A 23,664-nucleotide genomic window follows, 5' to 3' on the forward strand; every position below is an offset into this window, starting at 1 on the left:
GCGCGCTTATCGCAGCGCCAGAACCGGGATCGCCGACGCGTCAGTGCCGGAGATATGGCCGACCGTCTTGGCCCCGCCGCTCTGGCTCAGCGCCTTCACAACGTCAGAGGCCAGCGGCCCCGCCGCCGACCCGTCGCTCGGCACCAGCCCGTCATCGCGAGTGATCGCCCCCATCCAGAGCCGCGCGCCGGACGCATCGGTATAGCGCGTCTGCCACATTCGCAGCCGCGGCAGCTCGTCGGTCGCGTCGCCCTCCGGCACGCGGGTGAAGCCAAGCTCGCTCGGCTTGTTGTTCCAGAAAAGCGGTGCGAGGGCTGCTCCGGGGCGTATCGTGTCGCGCACCGCTCCGAAGGCCGCGCCCGCCAGCGTCTTCAGCGTCACCGGATCGGCGCGCTGCCAGCCGATGGATGTCAGCGCCGCGGTAATCTGATCGGTGTTCGCCGCCCACATCCCGAGCGAAAGCGGGAACTGTTGCTCCGCATCGAGCGTCTGCGCCATCAGCGGCGCGTCGCTCAACGCTTGCGGCTCGGCCCCTTGGGCGATCACGATCAGCGGCTGCGCGACCGGCGGCGGGTTCAACGCCTTGGAGTAGTCGCGCACCCGAACCATCGTGAAGCCCATAAGCGCGAGCGTCACGACTCCGATCACGCCGATCTGCCAGCGCGGTCGCGTGCGCGGCGCCCCGGCCCAACGCGGATAAAGCCACTCGGCCACGGCGATGCCCACGAGCAGGCACAGCGCGCCGAGAAGCCAGCCGCCCATCACGTCGCTCAGGTAATGCTCGACAAGGTAGAGACGGCTCAGCCCGATCAGCCCGGCGAACAGGAATGCCAGGAAGCTCGCGCTGAGTGCTCCGATCCGGGATAGCCGCCAGAGGAGGAAGACCAGCATCCCGTAAAAGGCGACAGAGAGCGTCGCGTGGCCGGAGGGAAAACTGCCCGAGGTTTCGTGGAAATAGCCGAGGATCGAACGCGGCCGCCCGAAGCCGGCCTTCAGGATTATCACCGAAACCAAATCGAGTCCGAGCGAGACCACGAGCCCCGTGGCGAGATCGAAGCGGCGCAGCCACGCGAGCCAGACGAGGGCCAGCACGAGCAGCGCGGCCACGAGCTGCGTATCGCCGAGCGCGGTGATCCAGGTGAATATCTGTATGAGACCCGGCGTCCAGAACAGCCGCATCAGAGCCGCCAGCCGTGCGTCGATCTGCACGATCGGATCGCTTTGCAGGAAATCGAGCGACAGCCCGACCAGCACGGAGGCGAGGTAGAGGAAGGCCAGTGCGAGAAGGCTCAGCGGCAGTCCGGAGAATTTCGTCCGGTCGAGCCTGCGCGCGATCCAGGCCGCCGTTTTCGGATGGCGCCCGCCCCAGCTGTCGACGCGGGGGTGGCGCGCGATGTCGTCCATCAGACCGCCCGCCATCGCAAGGAGATAGGGCACCGCCCGGTCGAGTCGGCGCAGAATCCAGAAAAGCACCGCGGCGATCACGACAATGCCAAGCACGAACAAGGTGTTGCGCGTCATCATCGGGCTGAGCTGGGCGAAACCCGCGCCAAGCGCATAACCGAAGCCGACATGGAAGACAGCGTAGGGCAAGCCGCTCAGCAGGTTCCAGATCCGGAAGCGTCGCGTCTCCATCCCGGCGACGGCGGCGGCGAAGGGAACGAAGCCCGCGACGGGACCGAGGAAACGCCCCATGACGATCGCCAAGCCGCCATGGCGGGCAAATAGCTTCTCCGCGCGTCGATAGGCGGCCATGCCTTCGACATTCCAACGCCCAAGCATGCCGCGCCGTGCATGACGACCGAGCCAGAAGGTCGCCTCGCCGCCGAGCACCGATCCGAGCGCGACGAACCACAGCAGGTCGAGCAGGTCGAGCATCCCCCGCTGAACCATCACCCCGCCGGCGTCGACGAGAAGCGTTCCCGGCAGGAACAACCCGGTTGGCAGGAAGGCCTCCAGCCCCGCCGCGGCCCCGATCACCCAGTAGCCGAAGATCCCCAGAGCGGCGAGATTCGGGAGCACTTGGTGGATGGCGTCTAGCATGTCAGTCCTTTGTCAGCAGGTTGCGCGCACCGCCGGAGATCAAGAGCGCGATCTCGGTCAGCGCGAGATAGGGCGAGGTGCCGGGCGGCAGCGCCACGTAATGCGGCCGCCATTCGGGGCGGAATTTCTGTTTGAACCGGCGCAGCCCCTCGAAATTGTAGAAGCTTCCGCCGTGACGATAAATCAGGTTTCCCACCCGGCTCGTGAGCCGCGCGGAGGCGCGATCGGGCAGCCCCGCCAGCGGTGCGAGGCCGAGGCTCAGCTCGGTCGCGCCGCGATCGCGCAGTGCCTCGATCAGGCCGAGGAACAGGAATTGCATGACGCCGTCGGCGGCTTCCGGGCGATATCGCATCAGGTCGATCGCGAAATGTTGCGCTCCGTTGCCGCCCAGAAGGTTCGCGAAGCCGAGGATCTCTCCCTCGCAGCGGATCAGGGCGATCTCGCAGTGGTTGAGGTAGCGCGGATCGAAGCGTCCGATCGAGAAGCCTTTCTCGCGGCCTTTCTGACCGGCGAGCCACGCATTGGAGATTTCCTGAAGCGTCGACAGCAGCTCGGGCGCATGCGGCGGGGCGGCGAGTTCGAGCGTGTATCCTTCGCGCAGGGCGCGGTTCTGCTCGGCCCGCATCGTTTTGAATTTCGACCCCGAAAGCGAGAACTTCTGCAGGTCGATCACGGCCTCTTCGCCGATCTTGTGCAGCGCGTAGCCCATCTCGATCCAGAGTGGCAGATTGCGCGTCGAGACCTCGTAGAAGACGGGGGTGAGCCCCTCGCTCACGGCGCGTTCATGAAACTCCCATGCCAGTTGCCGCGCAACCTCCGGCGGGCCGACGGGATCACCAAGGACGACCCGCATCCCGCCGCGCTGCGCATACATCAGGAAAGCAGAGCGGTCGGAGGAGAACATCACGCATTTGTCGCCCGTCAGCGCGAACCAGCCCTGCGGCACGTCCTGCGCGGCGAGGATCGCGGCGACCGAGGCATCCTGCTCGGGATCCACGGAGAAGGCGAAGTGGCGTATCGGGCGCAGCATCAGCCAAAGCAGGAAGCCCAACAGCAGTGCGCTGATCAGAAGACCTGCGCGAAGCGCCCGCGGTGTCGGCGAACGTGCGGTGAAATCGAGCCAGAGCGCGTTCGAATAAGGATGCGCGGCATAGGCGAGGAAGAAGAAAACCGCCGCCGAGGCCACCATCCCCACGATCACAGCCAGCCAGAGCGGGCCGTAGCCCCCTTCGGTGAGCGCGACCTGCCGGTGGAACGCGCGGCGAAACGGCAGAAGCACCAGCGCGGCAAGTGACAGGACGATGGCGTTGTCGATGTCGAGATCGGCCGCCAGCACCGAGATCACACCGAGCACGAGCCCGGCGAGCGCCAGCCAATAGGCGAGCCGCACCCGGCGAACCAGACCATGCGAGAGCACGATCAACAGCACGCCCGCCAAGGCGCAAAGCTGGGTGCCGCCCTCGGCCAGAACCGCCGTGATCAGCCCCGGCTCGCCGCCTTGCTGGCCCAGTACGGGCATCAGCGCGACGATAACCATCCAGAAACCGAGGCCAAGCACCGCGACCCCGGCGATCCTTGGCGCGATGCCCTCGATGCCGCTGATCACCGGGCGCATCGGCTCGGATATCTCGCCGAAGATGCGCGTGGCCCAGCCGCCTGCGAGACGCGCCTCGTTAAGCGAGACCACCACGAAGGCGATCACGAAGGGCAGCAGGAAATAGATCATCCGGAAGGCCAGCAGGCCCGCCGCGGCATCGCCGAGGGGCACGCCGGCGGGCAGGGCGGCGATCACCACCGTCTCGAACACGCCGACCCCGCCGGGCACGTGACTGAGAATGCCGACCATGCTGGCCGCAGCGTAAATCGCGACGAAGCTCGCGAAAGGTGGCGTGCCTGCGGGCATCAGCACCCAAAGCGCGCCCGCCGCCATCGTCGAGTCGAAGAGCGCCACGCCGAGTTGCCCGACAAGGATACGCGGGGCCGGCATCGCGATCTCGCGGTCGCGGATGCGCAGGGCGCGCCCCGTATAGGACAGGTAGAAGGCGCCGCCCAGGATCAAGGCCGTCGCGGCCAGCGCGCCGACGCGGATCAAGGACTCGGGCGCCGAGATGACCCCGGCGAGCGCAGCAGGATGCACGGAAAGCGCCAGAACGCCCACCATCGTCAGCCCGAGCCCAATCGCGATCGCGATATAGGAGGACAGCGCCGCGACCTCGAACGCGTTCAGCCCGGCGGCGGAGTAGATGCGGTAGCGCACGGCGCCGCCCGAGATCACGCTGATCCCGACCGTGTTGCCGAAGGCGTAGCCAAGGAACCCGCCAAGCGCGACGGTGCTCAGGGGCAGCTTTTTGCCAAGGTAATGCAGCGCCCAGAAATCATAGCCGACAAGCGCCACGTAGCCCAGCGAGGTCGCCCCCACGGCCGCGCCGAGCGTGGGCCACGGCGTCGCCCTGATCTGCGCGATTACCTGGCGCACGTCGATGCTGGCGAGCAGATGATGCAGCGCCCAGAGCCCCATCAGGAACAGCAGCAGCCCCAGCGCGATCGGCCAGAGTATCTTGACGCGCGACGAGGCAGGGGCGGCTTGCGCCGGATCAACGTGAACCATCTTGTATTTCCAAGTTTTTCCAATCTCTGGCGGAACGATCGCAGAAGGAATTTATGGCCTTCTTAAAATTCCGTAAGAAATCGCTTCCGATGGCATCTTATCGACCGAGACGGCGCGGCTGACCAGAGGCAGAACACCGGAATGCGAACGGCGTCGAGAGCAAACGCTCCCGACGCCGTCGCGGGTCCGAGACGTGGCGGCAGGCTGCAATTCGGGGCCCGCGCGCCGCGTTTTTCCGGTTTGGTTAGATCTTCAGCCAGGCGGCGCCGTTCGGGCCAAGCGACAGGGTGCCGTCCTCCAGCGTCGCGGCGAGGCAGGGGCCGACAAGCTCCCCCTCCGCTTTGAGCGTCACCGGATCCGGGCTGAGGTTGAAGTAGCAGGCGAATTTCGTCTCGCCATCGTCGCGGATGAAGCCGAGGATCGGGTCCGGCAGGTCGAGGAAGGTCGACGCGCCCTTGCGCAGCACCGGGTTTTCCTTCCGGAAGGCCAGCACGCGACGGTAATAGGCCAGCACAGAGTGCGCGTCGGCCTCCTGCACCGAGACCGCCCGGGCGGCTTGCGGCGGTTTCACCGGCAGCCACGGCTTGGCCTTGGAGAAGCCCGCATTCGTGCTTTCGTCCCAGACCATCGGCGTGCGGCAGCCGTCGCGGCCCTTGTTCTCGGGCCAGAAGCGCAGACCGGGCGGGTCGGTGAGCTCGTGATATTCCATCTCGGTCTCGGTCTGGCCGAGTTCCTCGCCCTGGTAGATACCGATCGTGCCCTGGAACGAGGCGAGCATCGCGATGGCCAGCCGTGCGATGCCGTCCTCGGTGCCGTATTTCGCCCAGCGGGTCACATGGCGCTGCACGTCGTGGTTCGAGAAGGACCAGCTCGGCCAGCCGTCGGGGGCATTCTCGAAGAAGCCTTCGATCTTGCCGCGGAAATGCGCGGGCGAGAATTTCGGCCCCAGCATGTCGAAGCTGTAGGCCATGTGGAGGCGATCGACGCCGCGCGTGTATTCCTCCATGAGCCCGAGCGCGCGATGCGGCGCTTCGCCGACTTCGCCGATCAGAGTCCGGTCTTCGTATTCGTCCATCACCACGCGCATCTTCTTGAGGAAGGTGATGTTCTCGGGGCGGTTCTTGTCGAACTCGTGATCCTGCATGTCGTAGGTCGAGACCGGCGGCCAACGCTCCGGGTCGGGTTCCATCGCCGGGTTGTCGCGCAGCTTGGGGTCGTGGAAGTAGTAGTTCACTGTATCGAGCCTGAAGCCATCGACGCCGCGATCGAGCCAGAAACGGAAAATGTCGAGCAATTCCGCCTGCACCTCGGGATTGTGCAGGTTCAGGTCGGGCTGTTCGATCAGGAAATTGTGCAGGTAATACTGGCCGCGCTCGGGGGCGTATTCCCAGGACGAGCCGCCGAACACCGCCTGCCAGTTGTTGGGCGGGCTGCCGTCGGGCTTGGGATCGGCCCAGACATACCAGTCCTTCTTCGTACCGCCTTTCTTGGAGTCCTTGAACCACGGGTGCTGATCGGAGCTGTGCGAGATCACCTGATCGATCACGACCTTCAGGCCCAGTTCATGCGCCCGCGCGACCAGCGCGTCGAAATCCTCCAGCGTGCCGAATTGCGGATCGATACCGCGATAATCGGACACGTCATACCCCATATCGGCCATTGGCGAGGTGAAGATCGGCGACAGCCAGATCGCATCGACGCCCAGCGAGGCGACATGATCAAGCCTGCGCGTGATCCCCTTGAGATCGCCGATCCCGTCGCCCGAGTCGTCTTGAAAGCTACGCGGATAAATCTGGTAGATAACCGCTCCGCGCCACCAATCCTTCGCCATGAATCGCTCCTCTTTCAGTTTCCTGTTGCCCGTTAACGCGGCAAGGGTAGACTTGTTAGCGCAAACGGCAACAGCCGCTCAGATGGTTTCTACGCCGTCGCTTGACCTTGAACAGGGGGCGGCTCATCAATCAATTGCTATCTGAAGAGATCCGGAGACCTCCCCCTTGAAAGACACCCAATTGCCCAGTGCCGAGACGGTTCGCGAAGAAATTTTGCACCACATCACATTTTCGATGGGCAAGGATCCCGATCACGCCTCGGTCTATGACTGGCGCATGGCACTCAGCCTCGCGATACGCGACCGGGTCGTGGCACCGTGGTTCGCGGCCACCCGCCGCACCTGGGAGGAAAAGCGCAAGCGGGTCTACTATCTCTCGATGGAATTCCTTATCGGACGGATGCTGGAAGATGCCGCGATCAATCTCGGGCTGCGTGCGATTTGCCGCGAGGCGATCGAAGGGTTGGGGCAGGACTGGGAGACGGTGGTCGAGAACGAACCGGATGCCGCGCTTGGCAATGGCGGGCTGGGGCGGCTGGCGGCGTGCTACATGGAGAGCATGGCGACGCTGGGCTGCCCGGGCTACGGCTACGGCATCCGCTACGAGCACGGCCTCTTCAAGCAGCGCTTCGAGGGCGGGCGTCAGGTCGAGACGCCTGAGGATTGGCTCAAGCAGCGTCATCCGTGGGAATTCGAGCGTCCAGAGGCGGCCTACGAGATCGGCTTCAAGGGCCATGTCGAGACGCTGGACGGCAAGCCGCATTGGATCCCCGGCGAGACGGTGCTGGCCGAGGCCTATGACATGCCGATCATCGGCTGGGAGGGCAAATGGGCGAACACGCTGCGGCTGTGGTCGGCCAAGCCCACCGAGCTCTTCGACCTCGCGCGGTTCAATCACGGCGATTACGCCGCCGCGGCCGAGCCCGAGGCTCTGGCGCGGACGTTGAGCCGCGTGCTTTACCCGGATGACACGACCTATGCGGGTAAGGAGCTGCGGCTCAAACAGGAGTATTTCCTGACCTCCGCCGCGCTGCAGGACATCATGCGCCGGCATCTGGCTTCGGGCTATACGCTCGAAGAGCTGCCGGACTATGTCGCGATCCAGATGAACGACACGCATCCAGCGATAGCAGGGCCGGAACTGATCCGCATCCTCGTCGATCTGCATGACATGGAGTTCGAGACCGCGCTCGAGATCACGATGCAATGTCTGGGCTATACCAACCACACGCTGCTGCCCGAGGCACTGGAGCGTTGGGCGACCTATCTGATGGGCACGGTGCTGCCGCGCCACATGCAGATCATCGAGAAGATCGACAGTTGGCACCGCCGCACCTATCCGAAACGCGCGCATTTCGTGGGGATCGTGAAGCATCAGGAAGTGCGGATGGGCGAGCTGGCCTTCATCACCTCGCACAAGGTGAACGGTGTATCGGCGCTGCATACCGAGCTGATCAAGCGCAACCTCTTTCCCGAGCTCGACGCGCTGCATCCGGGGCGGATCATCAACCAGACCAACGGGATCACGCCGCGCCGCTGGCTGCGGATGGCGAACCCGGCGCTGTCCCACCTCATCATCGACACGATCGGCGAGGGCTGGGAGGCCGATCTCGACAAGCTGCGCACGCTCGAGCCTTACGCCGATGACGCGGGCTTCCGCGAGGCCTTCATGGGCGCGAAACGCCATAACAAGGTGCATCTCGCGGAGTGGGTGCACGAAAGCCAAGGGATCACCATTGACCCCGACGCGATCTTCGACATTCAGGTCAAGCGCATCCACGAATACAAACGCCAGCTGCTGAACATCCTGCAGACCATCGCGGACTGGCATGCGATCCGCGAGAACCCGCAGGCCGATTTCCAGCCGCGCGTGAAATTCTTCGGCGGTAAGGCCGCGCCGGGCTATCACACCGCGAAACAGATCATACGGCTGATCAACGACGTGGCGCGGGTGGTGAACAATGACCCTTACGTCGATGGGCGCCTAAAGATCGTCTATCCGCCGAACTACAACGTCTCCATGGCCGAACGACTGATCCCGGCCGCCGATCTGTCAGAACAGATCTCGACTGCGGGCAAGGAAGCCTCCGGCACCGGCAACATGAAGTTCGCATTGAACGGTGCGCTGACCATCGGCACGCTCGATGGCGCGAATGTGGAAATCCGTGAACAGGTCGGCGCGGAAAACTTCTTCCTCTTCGGCATGACCGCCGACGAGGTGATGGAGCGCCGCCGCGATCCCGAACATGCGCGCAACGCGATCCTTGAAAGCCAGCCTTTGCAGGACGTTTTGCAGATGATCGCCGAGGGACGTTTCTCTCCAGAGGAACCAGAACGCTATCACGATCTTGTTCATAACATGTGGCACAGCGATTATTTCCTCGTTGCCTCCGATTTCGAGGCCTACCGGACCGCCCAGAAAGAGGTGGACACGGCCTTCGCCGATCGCGCAGGCTGGGCGAAGATGGCTGTTTTGAACACCGCGCGGATGGGGTTCTTCTCCTCCGACCGGGCAATCAAGGGCTACATGGACGAGATTTGGACCACGCGATCTGCCCTGTGAACCAAGGAGCGATATGACACTTTCCCGCGACGAGGCCGAAGCGCTGATCGAAGCGCATCATCCCGACCCGTTTTCCGTGCTGGGTCTTCATGACGGGAAAATCGTGGCACTCGTGCCCGGGGCGGACGAGGTCTGGGCGCTCGGGAAAAAGGACGTCGCGCTGGAGCCTGTGGTGCCCGGGGTCTTCGCCGGAAATTGGAGCGAGAAAACCTATTGTCTGCGCGCGCGACGCGACCAGACGACATGGGATTTCGACGACCCTTACAGCTTCGCGCCGGTGCTTGGACCGATCGACGAGTATCTGATCGGGGAGGGGACGCATAAGCGTCTCTGGGAGAAGCTCGGCGCCCATGCGATCACCCACCAAGGCGTCGAAGGCGTCCATTTCGCGGTCTGGGCGCCCAATGCGCGCCGGGTCTCGGTCGTGGGTGAGTTCAATTTCTGGGACGGGCGGCGCCACCAGCTGCGCCGGATCGGTGCGTCCGGCGTGTGGGAGATCTTCGTCCCCGGCATCCATGAAGGCGCGCTCTACAAGTACGAATTGCTCGACGCCGAGGGCACGGTGCTGCCGCTGAAGGCGGACCCGGTCGGCTTCGGCGCGGAGCATCCGCCTGCGCAGGCCTCGGTCGTGCGCAAGCTGGGGCTGCACCGCTTCGGTGACAGCGCATGGTGCCAGACCCGGGCCGAGGCGCAGGAACGTCACGCGCCGATCTCGGTCTACGAGGTACATCTAGGTTCGTGGATGCGGATCTGGGACGATGGGGGCAGGCCGCTCTCGTACCACGAGTTGGCCGAGAAGCTGGTCGATTACGTCTGCGACATGGGTTTCACCCATATCGAGTTGCTTCCCATTACCGAACACCCGTTCGACGGCTCCTGGGGCTATCAGCCGATCGGGCTTTACGCCCCGACGATCCGCCATGGCCGCCCCGAAGAATTCGCGGAGTTCGTCGATGCCGCACACCGGAAAGGGCTCGGCGTCATCCTCGACTGGGTGCCGGGCCATTTCCCGACCGACGATCACGGGTTGAGACATTTCGACGGCACGGCGCTTTACGAGCATGCCGACCCGAAAGAGGGCTTCCATCAGGACTGGAATACGCTGATCTACAATTACGGGCGGCGGGAAGTGTCCAACTACCTGCTTGCCAACGCATTGTTCTGGCTGGAGGAATATCACCTCGACGGGCTGCGCGTCGATGCGGTGGCCTCGATGCTCTACCGCGATTACTCCCGGGCGGCGGGCGAATGGGTGCCCAACAAATATGGCGGGCGCGAGAATCTCGAGGCGATCGAATTCCTGCAGAACATGAACGCGGCCTCTTACGGCGGCGCGGAAGGCATCATGACGGTGGCCGAGGAAAGCACCGCCTATCCCGGGGTCACGCGGCCCGTGCATGAGGGCGGGCTCGGTTTCGGCTACAAGTGGAACATGGGCTGGATGAATGACAGCCTGCGCTATTTCGCGCGCGATCCGCTATATCGCAAATTTCACCATAACGAGCTGACCTTCGCGAGCTCGTACGTTTACAGCGAGAATTTCATTCTGCCGATCAGCCATGACGAGGTCGTGCACGGCAAAGGCTCGATGCTCGGCAAGATGCCGGGAAGCGAGCCCGAGAAATACGCCAACCTTCGGGCCTTCTACGCCTTCCAATGGGCGCATCCGGGCAAGAAGCTTCTCTTCATGGGGCAGGAATTTGGCCAGTGGTCGGAATGGAGCCACGAGCGCGAACTGGACTGGTATCTTCTGAACGATCCGCGCCACGAGGGGCTGCGCGCGCTGGTGCGTGACCTCAACCGGCTCTACCGCGACACGCCCGCGCTGCATTGGGGCGATTGCGAGCCGCAGGGTTTCGAGTGGATCGCGGCCAACGATTCCGAGGCCTCGGTCTTCATCTTCGAACGCCGCGCGCCCGGCTCCGATCCGGTCGTGGTCGTCGCGAACCTGACCCCGGTCGAACGCAGCTACCGCATCGGTCTGCCCCAGAGCGGCGAATGGTGCGAGATTTTGAACACGGATTCCGAATTCTATGGCGGTGGCAACCGCGGCAACCTCGGCGCGATCGCCGCTGAAGACCACGCCCATGGCCGCTGCGCCCATAGCGCGGAGGTATATTTGCCGCCGCTGTCAGTCGTGATGTTCACGCCCGCATAAGCGGTGCCCAGAGGAGGGGGAGGATTATGAAACCACAGCCCAACACGCGCCTGAGCGCACAGGCCATGGCCTTCGTACTTGCGGGCGGCCGCGGGAGTCGCCTCAAGGAGCTCACCGACAGGCGCGCGAAACCCGCGGTCTATTTCGGCGGCAAGACCCGGATCATCGATTTCGCTCTGTCGAACGCGCTCAATTCCGGCATCCGCAAGATGGCCATCGCCACGCAATACAAGGCGCATTCGCTGATCCGCCACATCCAGCGCGGCTGGGATTTCTTCCGCGCCGAGCGGAACGAATATCTCGACATCCTGCCCGCAAGCCAGCGCGTAGCCGATAGCCGCTGGTATGCGGGCACCGCCGATGCGGTCGCTCAGAACATTGATATCGTTGAAGATTACGGCGTGAAATACGTCATCATCCTCGCCGGCGACCATATCTACAAGATGGATTACGAGGTGATGCTGCGCCAGCATGTCGAGACCAAGGCCGATGTCACGATCGGCTGCCTGACGGTGCCGCGCATGGAAGCGACGGCCTTCGGCGTGATGGCGATCGACAAGACCGGCCAGGTCACCGATTTCCTCGAAAAGCCCGCCGACCCGCCCGGCATGCCCGGCGATCCCGATCACGCGCTGGCCTCGATGGGAATCTATGTCTTCGACTGGGAATTCCTGCGCGAATTGTTGATCCGCGACATGGAGGATCCGAATTCAAGCCACGATTTCGGTCATGACCTGATCCCGCAGATCGTCAAGCACGGCAAGGCTATGGCGCATAAGTTCTCGGATAGCTGCGTGACGACGGGACTGGAGACCGAGCCTTACTGGCGCGACGTCGGTACGGTCGATGCGTTCTGGCAGGCCAATATCGACCTCACGGATTTTACGCCGAAGCTAGACCTTTATGACACCGAATGGCCGATCTGGACCTATGCCGAGATCGTGCCGCCCGCGAAATTTATCCACGATGAGGACGGACGACGGGGCTCTGCGATCTCCTCGCTGGTTTCTGGCGATTGCATCGTCTCGGGTGCGGAGGTGCGCAATTCGCTGCTTCATACGGGCGTGCGTGCGCATAGTTTCGCAAGCCTCGAGGAGGCGGTGGTGCTGCCTTACGTCGATATCGGGCGACATGCGCGGCTCAGCCAATGCGTGATCGACCGCGGCGTGCAAATCCCCGCAGGCCTTGTCGTGGGCGAGGATCCGGAAGAAGACGAGAAGTGGTTCCGCCGGTCGGAAGGCGGGGTCGTGCTGATTACGCAGGCGATGCTCGACAAACGCGCGGCGGCATTGGACTAACTGGGGTAGATAGCGGGGCGCTGCCCCGCACCCCGGGATATTTGGAAAGAGCGAAGACATGAAACGCGTGCTCTCGGTTGCGTCAGAAGCGGTTCCACTGATCAAGACGGGCGGTCTGGCCGATGTGGCAGGTGCGTTGCCCGCCGCTCTCAAAGGGCAGGGCTGGGAGATGCGGGTGATGATCCCGGCCTATCGCGGAATCCTGAAAAAGCTGAAATCGCCGAAACCAGTATGGGAAAGCGAGAGCCTCTATGGCGGTCCGGCGCGGCTGGTGCTGGGCAAGGCGGGCGGCATGGAGGTTCTGGCGCTGCAGGCCGACCATCTGTTTCACCGTGACGGGGGCCCGTATTCCGAAGACGGGCGCGACTACCCCGACAATGCCGAACGCTTCGCAGCCCTCAGTTTCGTCGCCGCCGAGATCGCGCGCGAGGGCGCGGGCAAATGGCAGCCCGATCTGGTGCATTGCCACGATTGGCAGACCGGGCTCGTGCCGTGGTATCTGCGCGGCACTGGCATCCCGACCGTGATGACAATCCACAACATCGCGTTTCAGGGCCGGTTCGGCCGCGACAAGCTGGCAGCCCTCGGGCTGCAGGCGTGGGATTTCACCCGCGAAGGCGTGGAGTTCTGGGGCGACATCTCGACGCTCAAGGCTGGGTTGGTTGCGGCGAGCGCAATCACCACGGTCAGCCCTCGCTATGCCGACGAGTTGATGCGCGGCGAGTTCGGGATGGGTTTGGAAGGTGTCGTTCAGGCCCGCGCGGGCGATCTGCACGGTATCCTCAACGGCATCGATCTGGAGGTCTGGAACCCTGAGGCCGATCCGGAGGCGACGTCTTTCTCGGCTACGAAGCTCGGTGGGAAATCTAATAATCGCAAGGCCTTGGAAGCCGAGTTTGAACTGGATGCGCCGGGGCCGCTTGCGATTCTGATTTCGCGCCTGACAGCGCAGAAGGGGATGGATCTGATCGCCCCGGCGCTCGAGCCCTATCTCGAAGCGGGCGGTGGCCTTGCCGTGCTTGGATCGGGCGATGGCTGGGCCGAGGATGCGATGCGCGAGCTTGCTGCGCGCCATCCCGGTCGGGTTGGCGTGAAGATCGGCTATGACGAGGCGCTGAGCCACCGGATGTTTGCGGGCGGCGACGCGGTGCTGGTGCCCTCGCGGTTCGAGCCCTGCGGGCTGACGCAGCTTTACGGGCTGCGTTATGGCTGTATCCCGGTGGTCTCTGCCGTCGGCGGTCTGGCCGATACGGTGGTGGGCGCAACGCCCGCGACCGAAGCCGCGGGCGCATCGACCGGCATCGTATTCCATCCCGTCGACGATCTGGCGCTGCGGCAGGCGCTGATGAAGTTGATCGCGCTTTACGGCGATCGAAAAGGCTGGTCCGCGATGCAGCGCCGCGCCATGAAGACCGACTGGGGCTGGGAGCGGTCAGCCGCGCGCTATGCCGCGCTGTATGACGACCTTGTCGCTCGATGAAGATCACCCTAGGGAAACCGGACCCGCTGGGCGCGACGCCCTGCGAAGGTGGCGTGAATTTCGCGCTTGCCTCGGCCCATGCCGAGAGGGTGGAGCTATGCCTGTTCAACGGCGAGAAGGAAGAACGCATAGACTTGCCGGGACGTTCGGGGCCGATCTGGCATGGCCGCGTCGAGGGGCTCAATCCGGGCGCACGCTATGGCTACCGGGTGCATGGGCCCTGGGCCCCCGAAGCTGGACATCGGTTCAATCCGGCGAAGCTGCTGATCGACCCCTACGCGCGGCAGATCGACTCGAAGATCAGCTGGCAAGCACCTATGCAATATGGAAAAACCAGGCCAGACCGACGAAACAGTGCGGGCGTTGTGCCGAAGTCGGTCGTGACCGATATCGAGCGGCCCAAATGGGATCGCCCGCGCCACAGCTGGTCGGAAACAGTGATCTACGAGGCCCATCCCAAGGGGCTGACGATGACCCATCCGGACGTGCCCGTGGCGCCGCGCGGCACATGGGCAGGGCTCGCCTCTGATCCGATCCTGTCGCATCTCGCCGATCTTGGGATCACCGCGATCGAGCTGCTGCCGAGCTGTGCCTATCTCGACGACCGCTTCCTGGTCGAGAAGGGGTTGAGCAACTACTGGGGCTACCAGCCGATCGCCAATTTCGCGCCCGAGCCGCGCTATTCCGGGCCAGATCCGCGCGGCGAATTCCGCGACATGGTGCGGCGCTTCCATGGCGCCGGGATCGAGGTGATCCTTGATGTCGTCTACAACCATACGGGTGAGGGCAACGCGGTCGGGCCGATGCTCAGCCTTCGCGGCCTCGACAATGCGAGCTATTACCGCCTGACACCGGACGGCGCCTATATCGACGAGACCGGAACGGGCAATACGCTGGACCTGTCGAACCCGCTTTGCCTGCGTCTGGTGATGGATTGCCTGCGCCATTGGGTCGAGGAGATGGGAGTCGATGGCTTCCGCTTCGATCTGGCCGCGACGCTCGCACGCGGATCGTCGGGGGCGGTCGAGGCGCATTCGCAATTTCTCACCGCGATCGAGCAGGATCCCGTCCTGCGGAGCGTGAAGCTGATCGCGGAACCGTGGGATATCGGGCCGGGCGGCTATTACCTCGGTGGCTTCCCGCATCCGTTCACCGAATGGAACGACCGTTTCCGTGACGACGCGCGGCGCTTCTGGCGCGGTGATCGTGGGATGGCGGGCGATCTGGCGCGACGCGTCGCGGGCTCGGCGGAGATCTTCGACCAGATGGGGCGGCCCGCGACGGCATCGGTGAATTTCATCACCGCGCATGACGGATTTACGTTGCAAGACCTCGTCTCCTATGGCGAAAAGCAGAACCTCGCGAATGGCGAGGAAAACCGCGATGGCCATGATGCGAACTTCTCTGAGGCGCTCGAGGACCCTGAGGCGCAGGCTTTGCGCAAACGCGCGTTGCTCGCGACGTTGCTGATGAGCCAAGGCGTTCCGATGCTGCTGGCGGGCGACGAGATCGGCAATTCTCAGGGCGGCAACAACAATGCCTATGCGCAGGATAACGAGGTCGGTTGGATCGATTGGAGTGGACCTGACGAGACTTTAACAACATTCGTCAAACGCTTGATAGAGATACGAAAAAATCACCGCGTCTTGCGGCAGAACCGCTATCTGCATTCGCTGATCCGCAAGCAGGACGGGATGCGCGATCTGATCTGGCGGCTCGCCTCGGGGCACGAACCCGAGCCGCATGATTGGAACGATCCCGAACTGCGCTGCATCGGTGTCGAGATCCGTGGCGCCGCCGAGGGGCCGGCAGGCGAGGCCGGGAGCGAAGCGGTCTATGTGATCCTCAACGCAGGGCCCAAACAACAGGTGCAGTTACCTCCCGGTCGCTGGACCTGCTTGATCGATTCCGCGTTTCCTGAACGGGAGGCGGAACAATTGGGCGCCCCTGAGGCTTGCCTTGCCGCACAATCCGTTCAAGTCTTTACCCGCGCAACAGTGCAGGAGAAATCATGACCCGCCACGCGACCCAGCCCATCGACGGCCAGAAACCCGGAACCTCGGGGCTGCGCAAGAAAACCCGCGTTTTCATGCAGCCGAACTATCTCGAGAACTTCGTGCAATCGACCTTCGACGCGATCGGCGGCGTGCGGGGCAAGACTTTGGTTCTTGGCGGTGACGGGCGCTATTTCGGGCGTGAAGCTGCGAGTACGATCCTGAAAATGGCGGCTGCCAATGGGGCCGCGCGGATGATCGTGGGGCAGGGTGCGTGGCTCTCGACGCCCGCCGCCTCGAACCTGATCCGGCAGCGTCAGGCGAACGGCGGCATCATCCTCTCGGCCAGCCACAATCCGGGCGGCCCGGACGAGGATTTTGGCGTCAAATACAATAGCTCCAATGGCGGTCCAGCGCCGGAATCGATCACCTCGGCGATCCACAAACGCACGCAGGAGATCACCGAATATCATCTGCTCGACGCGGCAGTTCCGGATCTGGACAGCGTCGGTGAGACGAAACTGGGAGAGATGACCGTCGAAGTCGTCGACCCCGTGACCGCCTATGCCGACCTGATGGAAACGATATTCGATTTCAACGCTTTGCGCGATGTCTTTAAGGCGGGGTTCCGGATGCGGATGGACTCGATGTGCGCCATCACCGGACCTTACGCGGTCGAGATCTTCGAGAACCGTCTCGGTGCGCCGGCGGGGACCGTGACCCATGGCACGCCGTTGCCGGATTTCGGCGGTATGCATCCCGATCCGAACCCGACCTGGGCGCATGAGTTGATGGACGAGATGATGGGCGAAAACGCCCCGGATTTCGGCGCGGCGTCGGATGGCGATGGCGACAGGAACATGATCCTTGGCGCGGGCACTTATGTCTCGCCGTCGGACAGTCTTGCTGTGCTGGCCGCAAATGCGCATCTCGTTCCGGGCTACAAGGACGGGCTGAAGGGCGTCGCGCGCTCGATGCCGACCTCTGCGGCGGCGGATCGGGTGGCCGAGGCGCTTGGCCTCGATTGCTACGAGACGCCGACGGGCTGGAAGTTCTTCGGCAATCTGATGGATGCGGGGCGCGTGTCGCTCTGTGGCGAGGAAAGTTTCGGCACGGGCTCTGACCATGTGCGCGAAAAGGACGGGCTCTGGGCGGTGCTGATGTGGCTCAACATCCTTGCCGCGCGGAAGATGTCGGTGGCCGAGATCATGGCCGATCATTTCGCGCGCTATGGCCGCAACTACTATTCGCGCCACGATTACGAGGCGCTGCCGACCGAGCAGGCAGAGGCGATGCTGGACGATCTGCGCGCTCGTCTCGGAGAGCTGAAAGGGACGCAGGTCGAAGGGCTTACGGTCGAAAGCTCAGACGAGTTTTCCTATACCGATCCGGTCGATGGCTCGGTCGCGGAAGGTCAGGGTTTCCGTATTCTGTTCGAAGGCGGCTCGCGCGTCGTGCTGCGTCTGTCGGGCACGGGCACCGAGGGCGCGACGCTGCGCGTGTATCTCGAGCGCTATGCACCTGGACCGGATGGGCTGGACCATGATCCGCAAGAGGCGCTGGCACCGATCATCCGGGCGACCGAGACGTTGGTGGGTATCCGAGAGCGCACGGGGCGCGAGAAGCCCGACGTCATCACCTGATCCCGTCAGGGGGTAAATCCAGCCGCAAAACAAAGTCGGGGGGCTGAAATCGCCCCCCGTTTTCATACTACATTAATACCGATAATCGGTATTATGTAAAATATGATTGCGATTTGATGCCGATTATGGGGTCAAAACCGTGCTCCCGACCGTTTTTCGGCCCTCAAGCGCCTCATGGGCTGCAGCTACATCCTCCAGAGAAAACGTCTGCGGCACGTCGATCTTGATGTCGCCTTTTCCAATCATCTCAAAGAGTTCTGCGGCGGAGTTTCGTAGCCACCCCGGCTGATCCGTGTGCTGGAACAAGGTCGGACGCGTCAGGAACAGCGAGTTACGCGCAAGATCGCCGATCTTGAACTGATCCGCCGGTCCCGAGCTTTGTCCGAAGCACACCAGCGTGCCGAAGCGCTTGAGCACATCGAGCGACGTCATCACCGTGTCGGCGCCCACCGAGTCATAGACCGCCGCGACGCCTGCGCCGTCGGTGAGCCGTTTGACCTCTGCGCCGAAATCCTCAGTCCGGTAATCGATCACCGCGTCATATCCGTGCTCAAGCGCACGCGCGCATTTCTCAGGCCCGCCAGCCGTACCGATCGCGCGTACGCCCTTGGCCTTGAGCCATTGACCCGCGATCGAGCCGACGCCACCTGCAGCCGCGTGGAAAAGCACGGTGTCACCGAACTTTACCGGATACGAGTGATGGATCAGGTAATGCACGGTCAGACCTTTAAGCATCACCGCCGCGGCGACTTCGTCGGAAATATCGTCCGGGATCGGCACCACGTTTTTCGCCGCGATCACCCGGTGGCTCGCATAAGCGCCATTGGGCTGCGTATAGGCCACGCGCTGTCCGACCTGCAGATCGACGCCGTCGCCGACCGCCTCGATGACGCCCGCCGCTTCACCGCCGGTGATCAGGTCGCTCTCGACCGGCCACGGATAAAGACCCGTGCGGAAGTAAACATCGATGAAATTCAATCCGATAGCGGTGTGTTTTAAAGTGACTTCGCCCGGGCCCGGCTTGGGGACCTCGATTTCGATCTTGTGGAACTGGTCGCGCCCGCCGGGGCGCGCGATTGCCATCGCATAAGCCATGATATCCTCCCTGTTGCCGCGCAAAGGTACTCCGCGCGGCCCCGGCGTCAATCCGGGATCGGATGCGGAAGGAACGCGCCGTTCATCTCGACGATCTCATCCCAGACGCGCAGCGCCAGTTCGCGCGGGCGTTCGCTCTCGCGGCGCACGAGGAACCAATGACGCATCAGCGGCAAACCAGGCGCCGGGATCAGCGCCAGACGTCCGGTCTCCAGCTCGTCCGTCACCGTGTGCAGGCTGAGAAACGCGATGCCGAGACCCGCCATCACCGCCTGCTTGATCGTCTCGTTGCTGTCCATCTCCAGCGTGTCATAGAGCCGCCCGTCACCGACCCGGTCGAGCCAGCGCGACATCAGGATCCGCGTCCCCGATCCTTCCTCGCGCGAGATGAAGGTCTCGCCGAAAAGCCGCTCGACATCGTCTGCCTTGGCGACAAGAGGATGGTCCGGCGGCGCGACCAGCGCATGCGGATGCTGGCCGATCGGCTGCGCCACGACCGGCGGATGGCGCGGCGGTCGCCCCATCACGGCGATGTCGAAACTGCCGCGCTCGATCCCCTCGATAATGGCCGAACGGTTGCCCACGCGCAGCGCGACCTCGATCTCGGGATGTGCGTCTTGCAGCATCTTCACCAGCCGCGGCGCGAAATACTTGCCGGTGGAGACGACGCCGAGCGTGATCCGACCCACCTGCCCCCGTGCGATGGCGCTCAGCGTCGCTTCGGCCTGCGACAAGTTGTCCTCGATCCGCAGCGCGCTCTCGCGCAGCGCTTTGCCTGCTTCGGTCAGCTCGGATCCGGCGCCATCAGCGGCACGCTGGATCAGCTTCATCCCGATCGCGTCCTCCAGTCCCCTGATTTGCGTATGAATTGCTGGGGTTGTGAGGTTCAGGCTCTCTCCGGCAGCCGTCAGCGAACCGCCGCGAGCCACCGCATCGAGCGCGCGCAATTGCTTCAGCGTCACAGCATTCATCCGCATTGGGTTTCAAATTTCCTTAACGCACATTCCCTTTATTTAAATTTCATAAAAAACCGATCCGGGCAATGGTCTGGCTCACAAGAACATCGTCTTTGGAGGAGGAGAAGATGTCCGTGAGTTTCGACGGCCTCGGTATTTCTGCCGATCTTGCCGACACCATGACCCGCTTGACCAGCGTCGGTGCCCAGCTTGCCCGCATGATTGCGCGCAACGGGCTGGACGGAAATCTGGCGGAGGCGGCTGGCACCAATGCCGGTGGCGACGGGCAAAAAGCGCTCGACGTGATCGCGGACGAGGCCTTCATGGCCGCGCTGCGCGGTGGTGCGGTGCGCCATTACGCCTCGGAAGAGCAGGACGAGGTGGTCGATTTCGGGACCGGCACGCTCGCGCTCGCCATCGATCCGCTCGACGGGTCGTCCAATATCGACGTGAATGTCTCGATCGGCACGATCTTCTCGATCTTCGAGGCAGCCGACGACGCGGAGGCCAGCTTCCTGCGTCCGGCGAACGAGCAGATCGCGGGCGGCTACATTATCTTCGGACCGCAGACCGCCCTGGTCGTGACCTTCGGGAAGGGTGTGCAGCAATGGGTTCTCGAGCCCGGAAGCGACATCTGGCGCCGCGTGGCCGATCCGAAGCCCCTGCCCTCCGAGACCTCGGAATACGCGATCAACGCCTCGAACTACCGCCACTGGCCGCAGCCGATCCGCGCCTTCATCGACGATCTCGTCGCCGGCGCCGAAGGCCCGCGCGGGCGCAACTTCAACATGCGCTGGATCGCGTCGCTGGTGGCCGAGACCCACCGCATCATCTCGCGCGGCGGCGTGTTCCTCTATCCCGGTGACGACCGCGAAGGCTACCAGCGCGGACGCCTGCGGCACGTCTACGAATGCGCGCCAATCGCGATGCTGATCGAGCAGCTCGGCGGCGAGGCCACCGACGGCGCCGATCCCATAATGTCCGCGACGCCCGACCGGCTGCATGCCCGCACGCCCTTCGTATTCGGCTCGGCCAGCAAGGTCGCCCGCGTCGCCGCCTATCACGACTTGCCGCAGGATGAAGCCCACGCGCTCTTCAATACCCGCGGCCTCTTCCGGAGCTGATACATGTCCAAGAAACACCCCATCATTTCCGTCGTCGGTTCCTCCGGTGCAGGTACCTCGACGGTGAAATCGACCTTCGACCAGATCTTCCGCCGCGAAGGGATTTCCGCAGTCTCAATCGAGGGAGACGCCTTCCACCGCTACAACCGCGCCGACATGAAGGAAGAGCTGCAAAAGCGCTATGACGCGGGCGATCAGGGCTTCTCCCACTTCTCCTACGAAGCCAATGAACTCAAGGAGTTGGAGCGCGTCTTTCGCGAATATGGCGAGACCGGCAAGGGCAAGACCCGGCATTACGTCCATGACGATGCCGAGGCCGAGAAATGGGGCACGCCACCCGGTCATTTCACCGACTGGAGCGATTTCGCCGACGAGTCCGATCTGCTTTTCTACGAAGGTCTGCACGGCTGCGTGGTCAATGACGAGGTGAACCTCTCGGCGCTGGCAGATCTGAAGATCGGCGTGGTTCCGGTGATCAACCTCGAATGGATCCAGAAGATCCATCGCGACCGGGCCTCTCGCGGCTATTCGACCGAAGCCGTCACCGACGTGATCCTGCGCCGCATGCACGCCTATGTGCATTGCATCACGCCGCAATTCACCGAGACGGATATCAATTTCCAGCGCGTGCCGGTCGTCGACACGTCGAACCCGTTCATCGCGCGCTGGATTCCGACCGCGGATGAGAGCCTCGTGGTGATCCGCTTCAAGAACCCGCGCGGGATCGATTTCCCTTATCTCACTTCGATGATCAACGGCTCGTGGATGAGCCGCGCCAACTCGATCGTCATTCCCGGCAACCGTCAGGATCTGGCCATGCAGCTGATCCTCACCCCCCTCATCGAGCGCCTCGTGCGCGAAGCGAAGCGGGCTTGAGAAGGATGAACAAGGCGATGAAAGATATTCAAATTACGCAAGAAACCCGGATGGCGAATGCGATCCGCGCGCTCGCGATGGATGCGGTGCAAAAGGCCAATTCTGGCCATCCCGGCATGCCGATGGGCATGGCCGATGTGGCGACGATTCTGTTCAACCGCTTCATCAATATCGATCCCACCGCGCCGAAATGGCCCGATCGTGACCGCTTCGTGCTGTCGGCCGGGCACGGTTCGATGCTGCTCTACGCGATCAACCATCTGCTGGGCTATGAAGACATGGGGATGGACCAAATCAAGACGTTCCGCCAGCTGGGTTCGCGCACCGCTGGTCACCCGGAATACGGCCATGCCGACGGGATCGAAGTGACCACCGGGCCGCTTGGTCAGGGTGTCGCGACCGCCGTGGGCATGGCGATTGCCGAGAAGATGAAGAATGCGCGCTATGGCGCCGATCTGGTTGATCATTTTACCTATGTCATCGCGGGCGACGGCTGCCTGATGGAAGGGATCAGCCACGAGGCGATCGACCTCGCGGGTCATCTGGCGCTCGGCAAGTTGATCGTGCTGTGGGACGACAATTCGATCACCATCGACGGCGACACCGATCTCTCCACCTCGATGGATCAGAAGGCGCGTTTCGCCGCCGCCGGCTGGCATGTCGTCGACTGCGACGGCCACAGCCCGACCGAGATCGCCGCTGCGATCGAGGCCGCGCGTCAGGATCCGCGCCCGTCGATGATCGCCTGCCGCACCATCATCGGCTTCGGTGCGCCCAACAAGCAAGGTGGCCACGATGTCCACGGCGCGCCGCTGGGTGACGCCGAGATCGCTGCCGCGCGCAAGCAACTGCATTGGGACCATCCGCCGTTCGAAATTCCGGCCGCGATCTACGAGGAATGGGGCCGGATCGCCTCGCGCGGCGCGCGGGCGCGGGCGGAATGGGAGACGAGGCTGAACGCCGCGACCGCTCGCGCCGACTTCCTCGCCGCAGAAGAGGCCGACACCAGCGCCCTGCCCGCCGCGATCGCCGTCTACAAGCGCAAGCTGTCTCAGGACAGGCCCAAGGTAGCGACCCGCAAGGCGAGCCAGATGGCGCTGGAAGTGGTCAACGCCACCCTGCCCTTCACCGTCGGCGGCTCGGCCGATCTGACCGGCTCGAACCTCACGAAATCCTCGGGCATGAAATCGATCACGCCTACCGATTTCACCGGCGATTACATCCATTACGGCATTCGCGAGCACGGCATGGCCGCTGCGATGAACGGTATCGTGCTCCATGGCGGGCTGCGGCCCTATGGGGGTACCTTCCTGGCCTTCGCCGATTACTGCCGCCCCGCAATTCGTTTGTCGGCACTGATGGGCGTGCCGACCTGCTATGTCATGACCCATGACTCGATCGGCCTCGGCGAGGACGGTCCCACCCATCAGCCGGTAGAGCATCTGGCCTCGCTCCGGGCCATTCCTAACCTGCTCGTCCTCCGACCGGCCGATGCGGTGGAGACCGCCGAGGCCTGGGAAATCGCCATGACCTCGACGGCCACGCCGACGATGATCGTGGCCTCGCGTCAGGGTTTGCCGACGGTTCGCACCGAACATACGGACGAGAACCTCACCGCACGCGGCGCCTATCTGCTGCGCGCACCCGAGGCCCGCGACGTGACGTTGATCGCCACCGGGTCCGAAGTTGAGATCGCAATGGCCGCTGCCGAACAACTGGCCGAGCAAGGGATCAAGGCCGCGGTCGTCTCCGCGCCGTGTTTCGAGCTTTTCGAGAAACAGGACGCGGCCTATCGCGCCGAGGTTCTCGGCGATGCCCCGCGCGTCGGCTGCGAAGCCGCGATCCGTCAGGGCTGGGATCTCTTCCTGCGCCCCGAGGACCGCTTCGTGGGCATGACCGGTTTCGGAGCCTCGGCCCCTGCCCCGGCGCTCTACGAACACTTCAACATCACGTCCGAAGCGATTGTTTCGGATGCAAAAGAACTGATCTGAGGGA

At 63.6% G+C, this 23,664-nt stretch carries 14 protein-coding genes; 9 read left to right on the plus strand and 5 right to left on the minus strand.

The annotated features are described in order from the left end of the window. Positions 1 to 6 precede the first annotated feature (6 nt). The 3 genes from B6V74_RS10655 to B6V74_RS10665 all read right to left on the minus strand — a co-directional run bounded on the left by B6V74_RS10655 (position 7) and on the right by B6V74_RS10665 (position 6,482). On the minus strand, positions 7 to 2,043 hold the full coding sequence (locus B6V74_RS10655) for a bifunctional DedA family/phosphatase PAP2 family protein (protein ID WP_088722770.1): 2,037 nt from the start codon (positions 2,041 to 2,043) through the stop codon (positions 7 to 9). Between the two features lies 1 nt (position 2,044). Next, the gene (gene mprF, locus B6V74_RS10660) at positions 2,045 to 4,651 is read right to left on the minus strand and encodes a bifunctional lysylphosphatidylglycerol flippase/synthetase MprF (RefSeq protein ID WP_088722771.1); all 2,607 of its coding nucleotides are present in this window, start codon (positions 4,649 to 4,651) and stop codon (positions 2,045 to 2,047) included. 244 nt (positions 4,652 to 4,895) lie between these two features. Beyond that, a complete protein-coding gene (locus B6V74_RS10665; protein ID WP_088722772.1) occupies positions 4,896 to 6,482 on the minus strand; it encodes an alpha-amylase family glycosyl hydrolase in 1,587 nt (528 codons plus the stop codon). A 166-nt stretch (positions 6,483 to 6,648) separates the two neighbouring features. On the opposite strand from B6V74_RS10665, the gene B6V74_RS10670 reads away from it, so the two are divergent. From B6V74_RS10670 to B6V74_RS10695, 6 genes are read left to right on the plus strand one after another with little or no spacing between them, the layout of a single operon-like run. Next, entirely contained in the window at positions 6,649 to 9,045 is a 2,397-nt protein-coding gene (locus tag B6V74_RS10670) for a glycogen/starch/alpha-glucan phosphorylase (RefSeq protein WP_075774800.1), read from the plus strand. Between the two features lie 13 nt (positions 9,046 to 9,058). Further along, complete coding sequence (gene glgB, locus B6V74_RS10675) at positions 9,059 to 11,203, plus strand: 1,4-alpha-glucan branching protein GlgB (protein WP_088722773.1); 2,145 nt, start codon at positions 9,059 to 9,061, stop codon at positions 11,201 to 11,203. Between the two features lie 26 nt (positions 11,204 to 11,229). After that, the gene (gene glgC / locus B6V74_RS10680; RefSeq protein WP_075774802.1) at positions 11,230 to 12,501 is read left to right on the plus strand and encodes a glucose-1-phosphate adenylyltransferase; all 1,272 of its coding nucleotides are present in this window, start codon (positions 11,230 to 11,232) and stop codon (positions 12,499 to 12,501) included. 58 nt (positions 12,502 to 12,559) lie between these two features. Beyond that, complete coding sequence (gene glgA, locus B6V74_RS10685; RefSeq protein WP_088722774.1) at positions 12,560 to 13,981, plus strand: glycogen synthase GlgA; 1,422 nt, start codon at positions 12,560 to 12,562, stop codon at positions 13,979 to 13,981. After that, complete coding sequence (glgX, locus tag B6V74_RS10690) at positions 13,978 to 15,996, plus strand: glycogen debranching protein GlgX (RefSeq protein ID WP_088722775.1); 2,019 nt, start codon at positions 13,978 to 13,980, stop codon at positions 15,994 to 15,996. Before glgA ends, glgX begins: the two co-directional genes overlap by 4 nt. Then, positions 15,993 to 17,618, plus strand: coding sequence for an alpha-D-glucose phosphate-specific phosphoglucomutase (locus B6V74_RS10695; RefSeq protein ID WP_088722776.1), 1,626 nt, complete (start codon positions 15,993 to 15,995; stop codon positions 17,616 to 17,618). Before glgX ends, B6V74_RS10695 begins: the two co-directional genes overlap by 4 nt. Before the next feature lie 123 nt (positions 17,619 to 17,741). Here B6V74_RS10695 and B6V74_RS10700 read toward each other — a convergent pair whose 3' ends face one another. Together B6V74_RS10700 and B6V74_RS10705 are read right to left on the minus strand one after the other, a co-directional pair. Beyond that, complete coding sequence (locus tag B6V74_RS10700; protein ID WP_088722777.1) at positions 17,742 to 18,713, minus strand: quinone oxidoreductase; 972 nt, start codon at positions 18,711 to 18,713, stop codon at positions 17,742 to 17,744. Positions 18,714 to 18,760: 47 nt separating this feature from the next. Next, a complete protein-coding gene (locus tag B6V74_RS10705) occupies positions 18,761 to 19,690 on the minus strand; it encodes a LysR substrate-binding domain-containing protein (protein ID WP_088718607.1) in 930 nt (309 codons plus the stop codon). Between the two features lie 107 nt (positions 19,691 to 19,797). Here B6V74_RS10705 and B6V74_RS10710 point away from each other — a divergent pair, with 107 nt between their 5' ends. Genes B6V74_RS10710 through tkt form a run of 3 tightly spaced genes read left to right on the plus strand, consistent with a single transcriptional unit; the run spans position 19,798 to position 23,660 of the window. Beyond that, complete coding sequence (locus B6V74_RS10710; RefSeq protein ID WP_088722778.1) at positions 19,798 to 20,793, plus strand: class 1 fructose-bisphosphatase; 996 nt, start codon at positions 19,798 to 19,800, stop codon at positions 20,791 to 20,793. A gap of 3 nt (positions 20,794 to 20,796) precedes the next feature. Further along, entirely contained in the window at positions 20,797 to 21,669 is an 873-nt protein-coding gene (locus tag B6V74_RS10715; RefSeq protein ID WP_088722779.1) for a phosphoribulokinase, read from the plus strand. Between the two features lie 17 nt (positions 21,670 to 21,686). Further along, entirely contained in the window at positions 21,687 to 23,660 is a 1,974-nt protein-coding gene (gene tkt, locus B6V74_RS10720; protein ID WP_088722862.1) for a transketolase, read from the plus strand. Positions 23,661 to 23,664 lie beyond the last annotated feature (4 nt).

The sequence above is a fragment of the Thioclava sp. F42-5 genome (assembly GCF_002213195.1).
Taxonomy (GTDB): domain Bacteria; phylum Pseudomonadota; class Alphaproteobacteria; order Rhodobacterales; family Rhodobacteraceae; genus Thioclava; species Thioclava nitratireducens.

Excerpts from the sequence above, each read along its gene's own strand:
- mprF (WP_088722771.1), bottom strand. The coding sequence starts at position 4,651 with ATGGTTCACGTTGATCCGGCGCAAGCCGCCCCTGCCTCGTCGCGCGTC.
- glgB (WP_088722773.1), top strand. The coding sequence starts at position 9,059 with ATGACACTTTCCCGCGACGAGGCCGAAGCGCTGATCGAAGCGCATCAT.
- tkt (WP_088722862.1), top strand. The coding sequence starts at position 21,687 with ATGAAAGATATTCAAATTACGCAAGAAACCCGGATGGCGAATGCGATC.
- B6V74_RS10695 (WP_088722776.1), top strand. The coding sequence starts at position 15,993 with ATGACCCGCCACGCGACCCAGCCCATCGACGGCCAGAAACCCGGAACC.
- B6V74_RS10710 (WP_088722778.1), top strand. The coding sequence starts at position 19,798 with ATGTCCGTGAGTTTCGACGGCCTCGGTATTTCTGCCGATCTTGCCGAC.
- glgA (WP_088722774.1), top strand. The coding sequence starts at position 12,560 with ATGAAACGCGTGCTCTCGGTTGCGTCAGAAGCGGTTCCACTGATCAAG.
- glgX (WP_088722775.1), top strand. The coding sequence starts at position 13,978 with ATGAAGATCACCCTAGGGAAACCGGACCCGCTGGGCGCGACGCCCTGC.
- B6V74_RS10705 (WP_088718607.1), bottom strand. The coding sequence starts at position 19,690 with ATGCGGATGAATGCTGTGACGCTGAAGCAATTGCGCGCGCTCGATGCG.
- B6V74_RS10665 (WP_088722772.1), bottom strand. The coding sequence starts at position 6,482 with ATGGCGAAGGATTGGTGGCGCGGAGCGGTTATCTACCAGATTTATCCG.
- glgC (WP_075774802.1), top strand. The coding sequence starts at position 11,230 with ATGAAACCACAGCCCAACACGCGCCTGAGCGCACAGGCCATGGCCTTC.
- B6V74_RS10655 (WP_088722770.1), bottom strand. The coding sequence starts at position 2,043 with ATGCTAGACGCCATCCACCAAGTGCTCCCGAATCTCGCCGCTCTGGGG.
- B6V74_RS10700 (WP_088722777.1), bottom strand. The coding sequence starts at position 18,713 with ATGGCTTATGCGATGGCAATCGCGCGCCCCGGCGGGCGCGACCAGTTC.
- B6V74_RS10715 (WP_088722779.1), top strand. The coding sequence starts at position 20,797 with ATGTCCAAGAAACACCCCATCATTTCCGTCGTCGGTTCCTCCGGTGCA.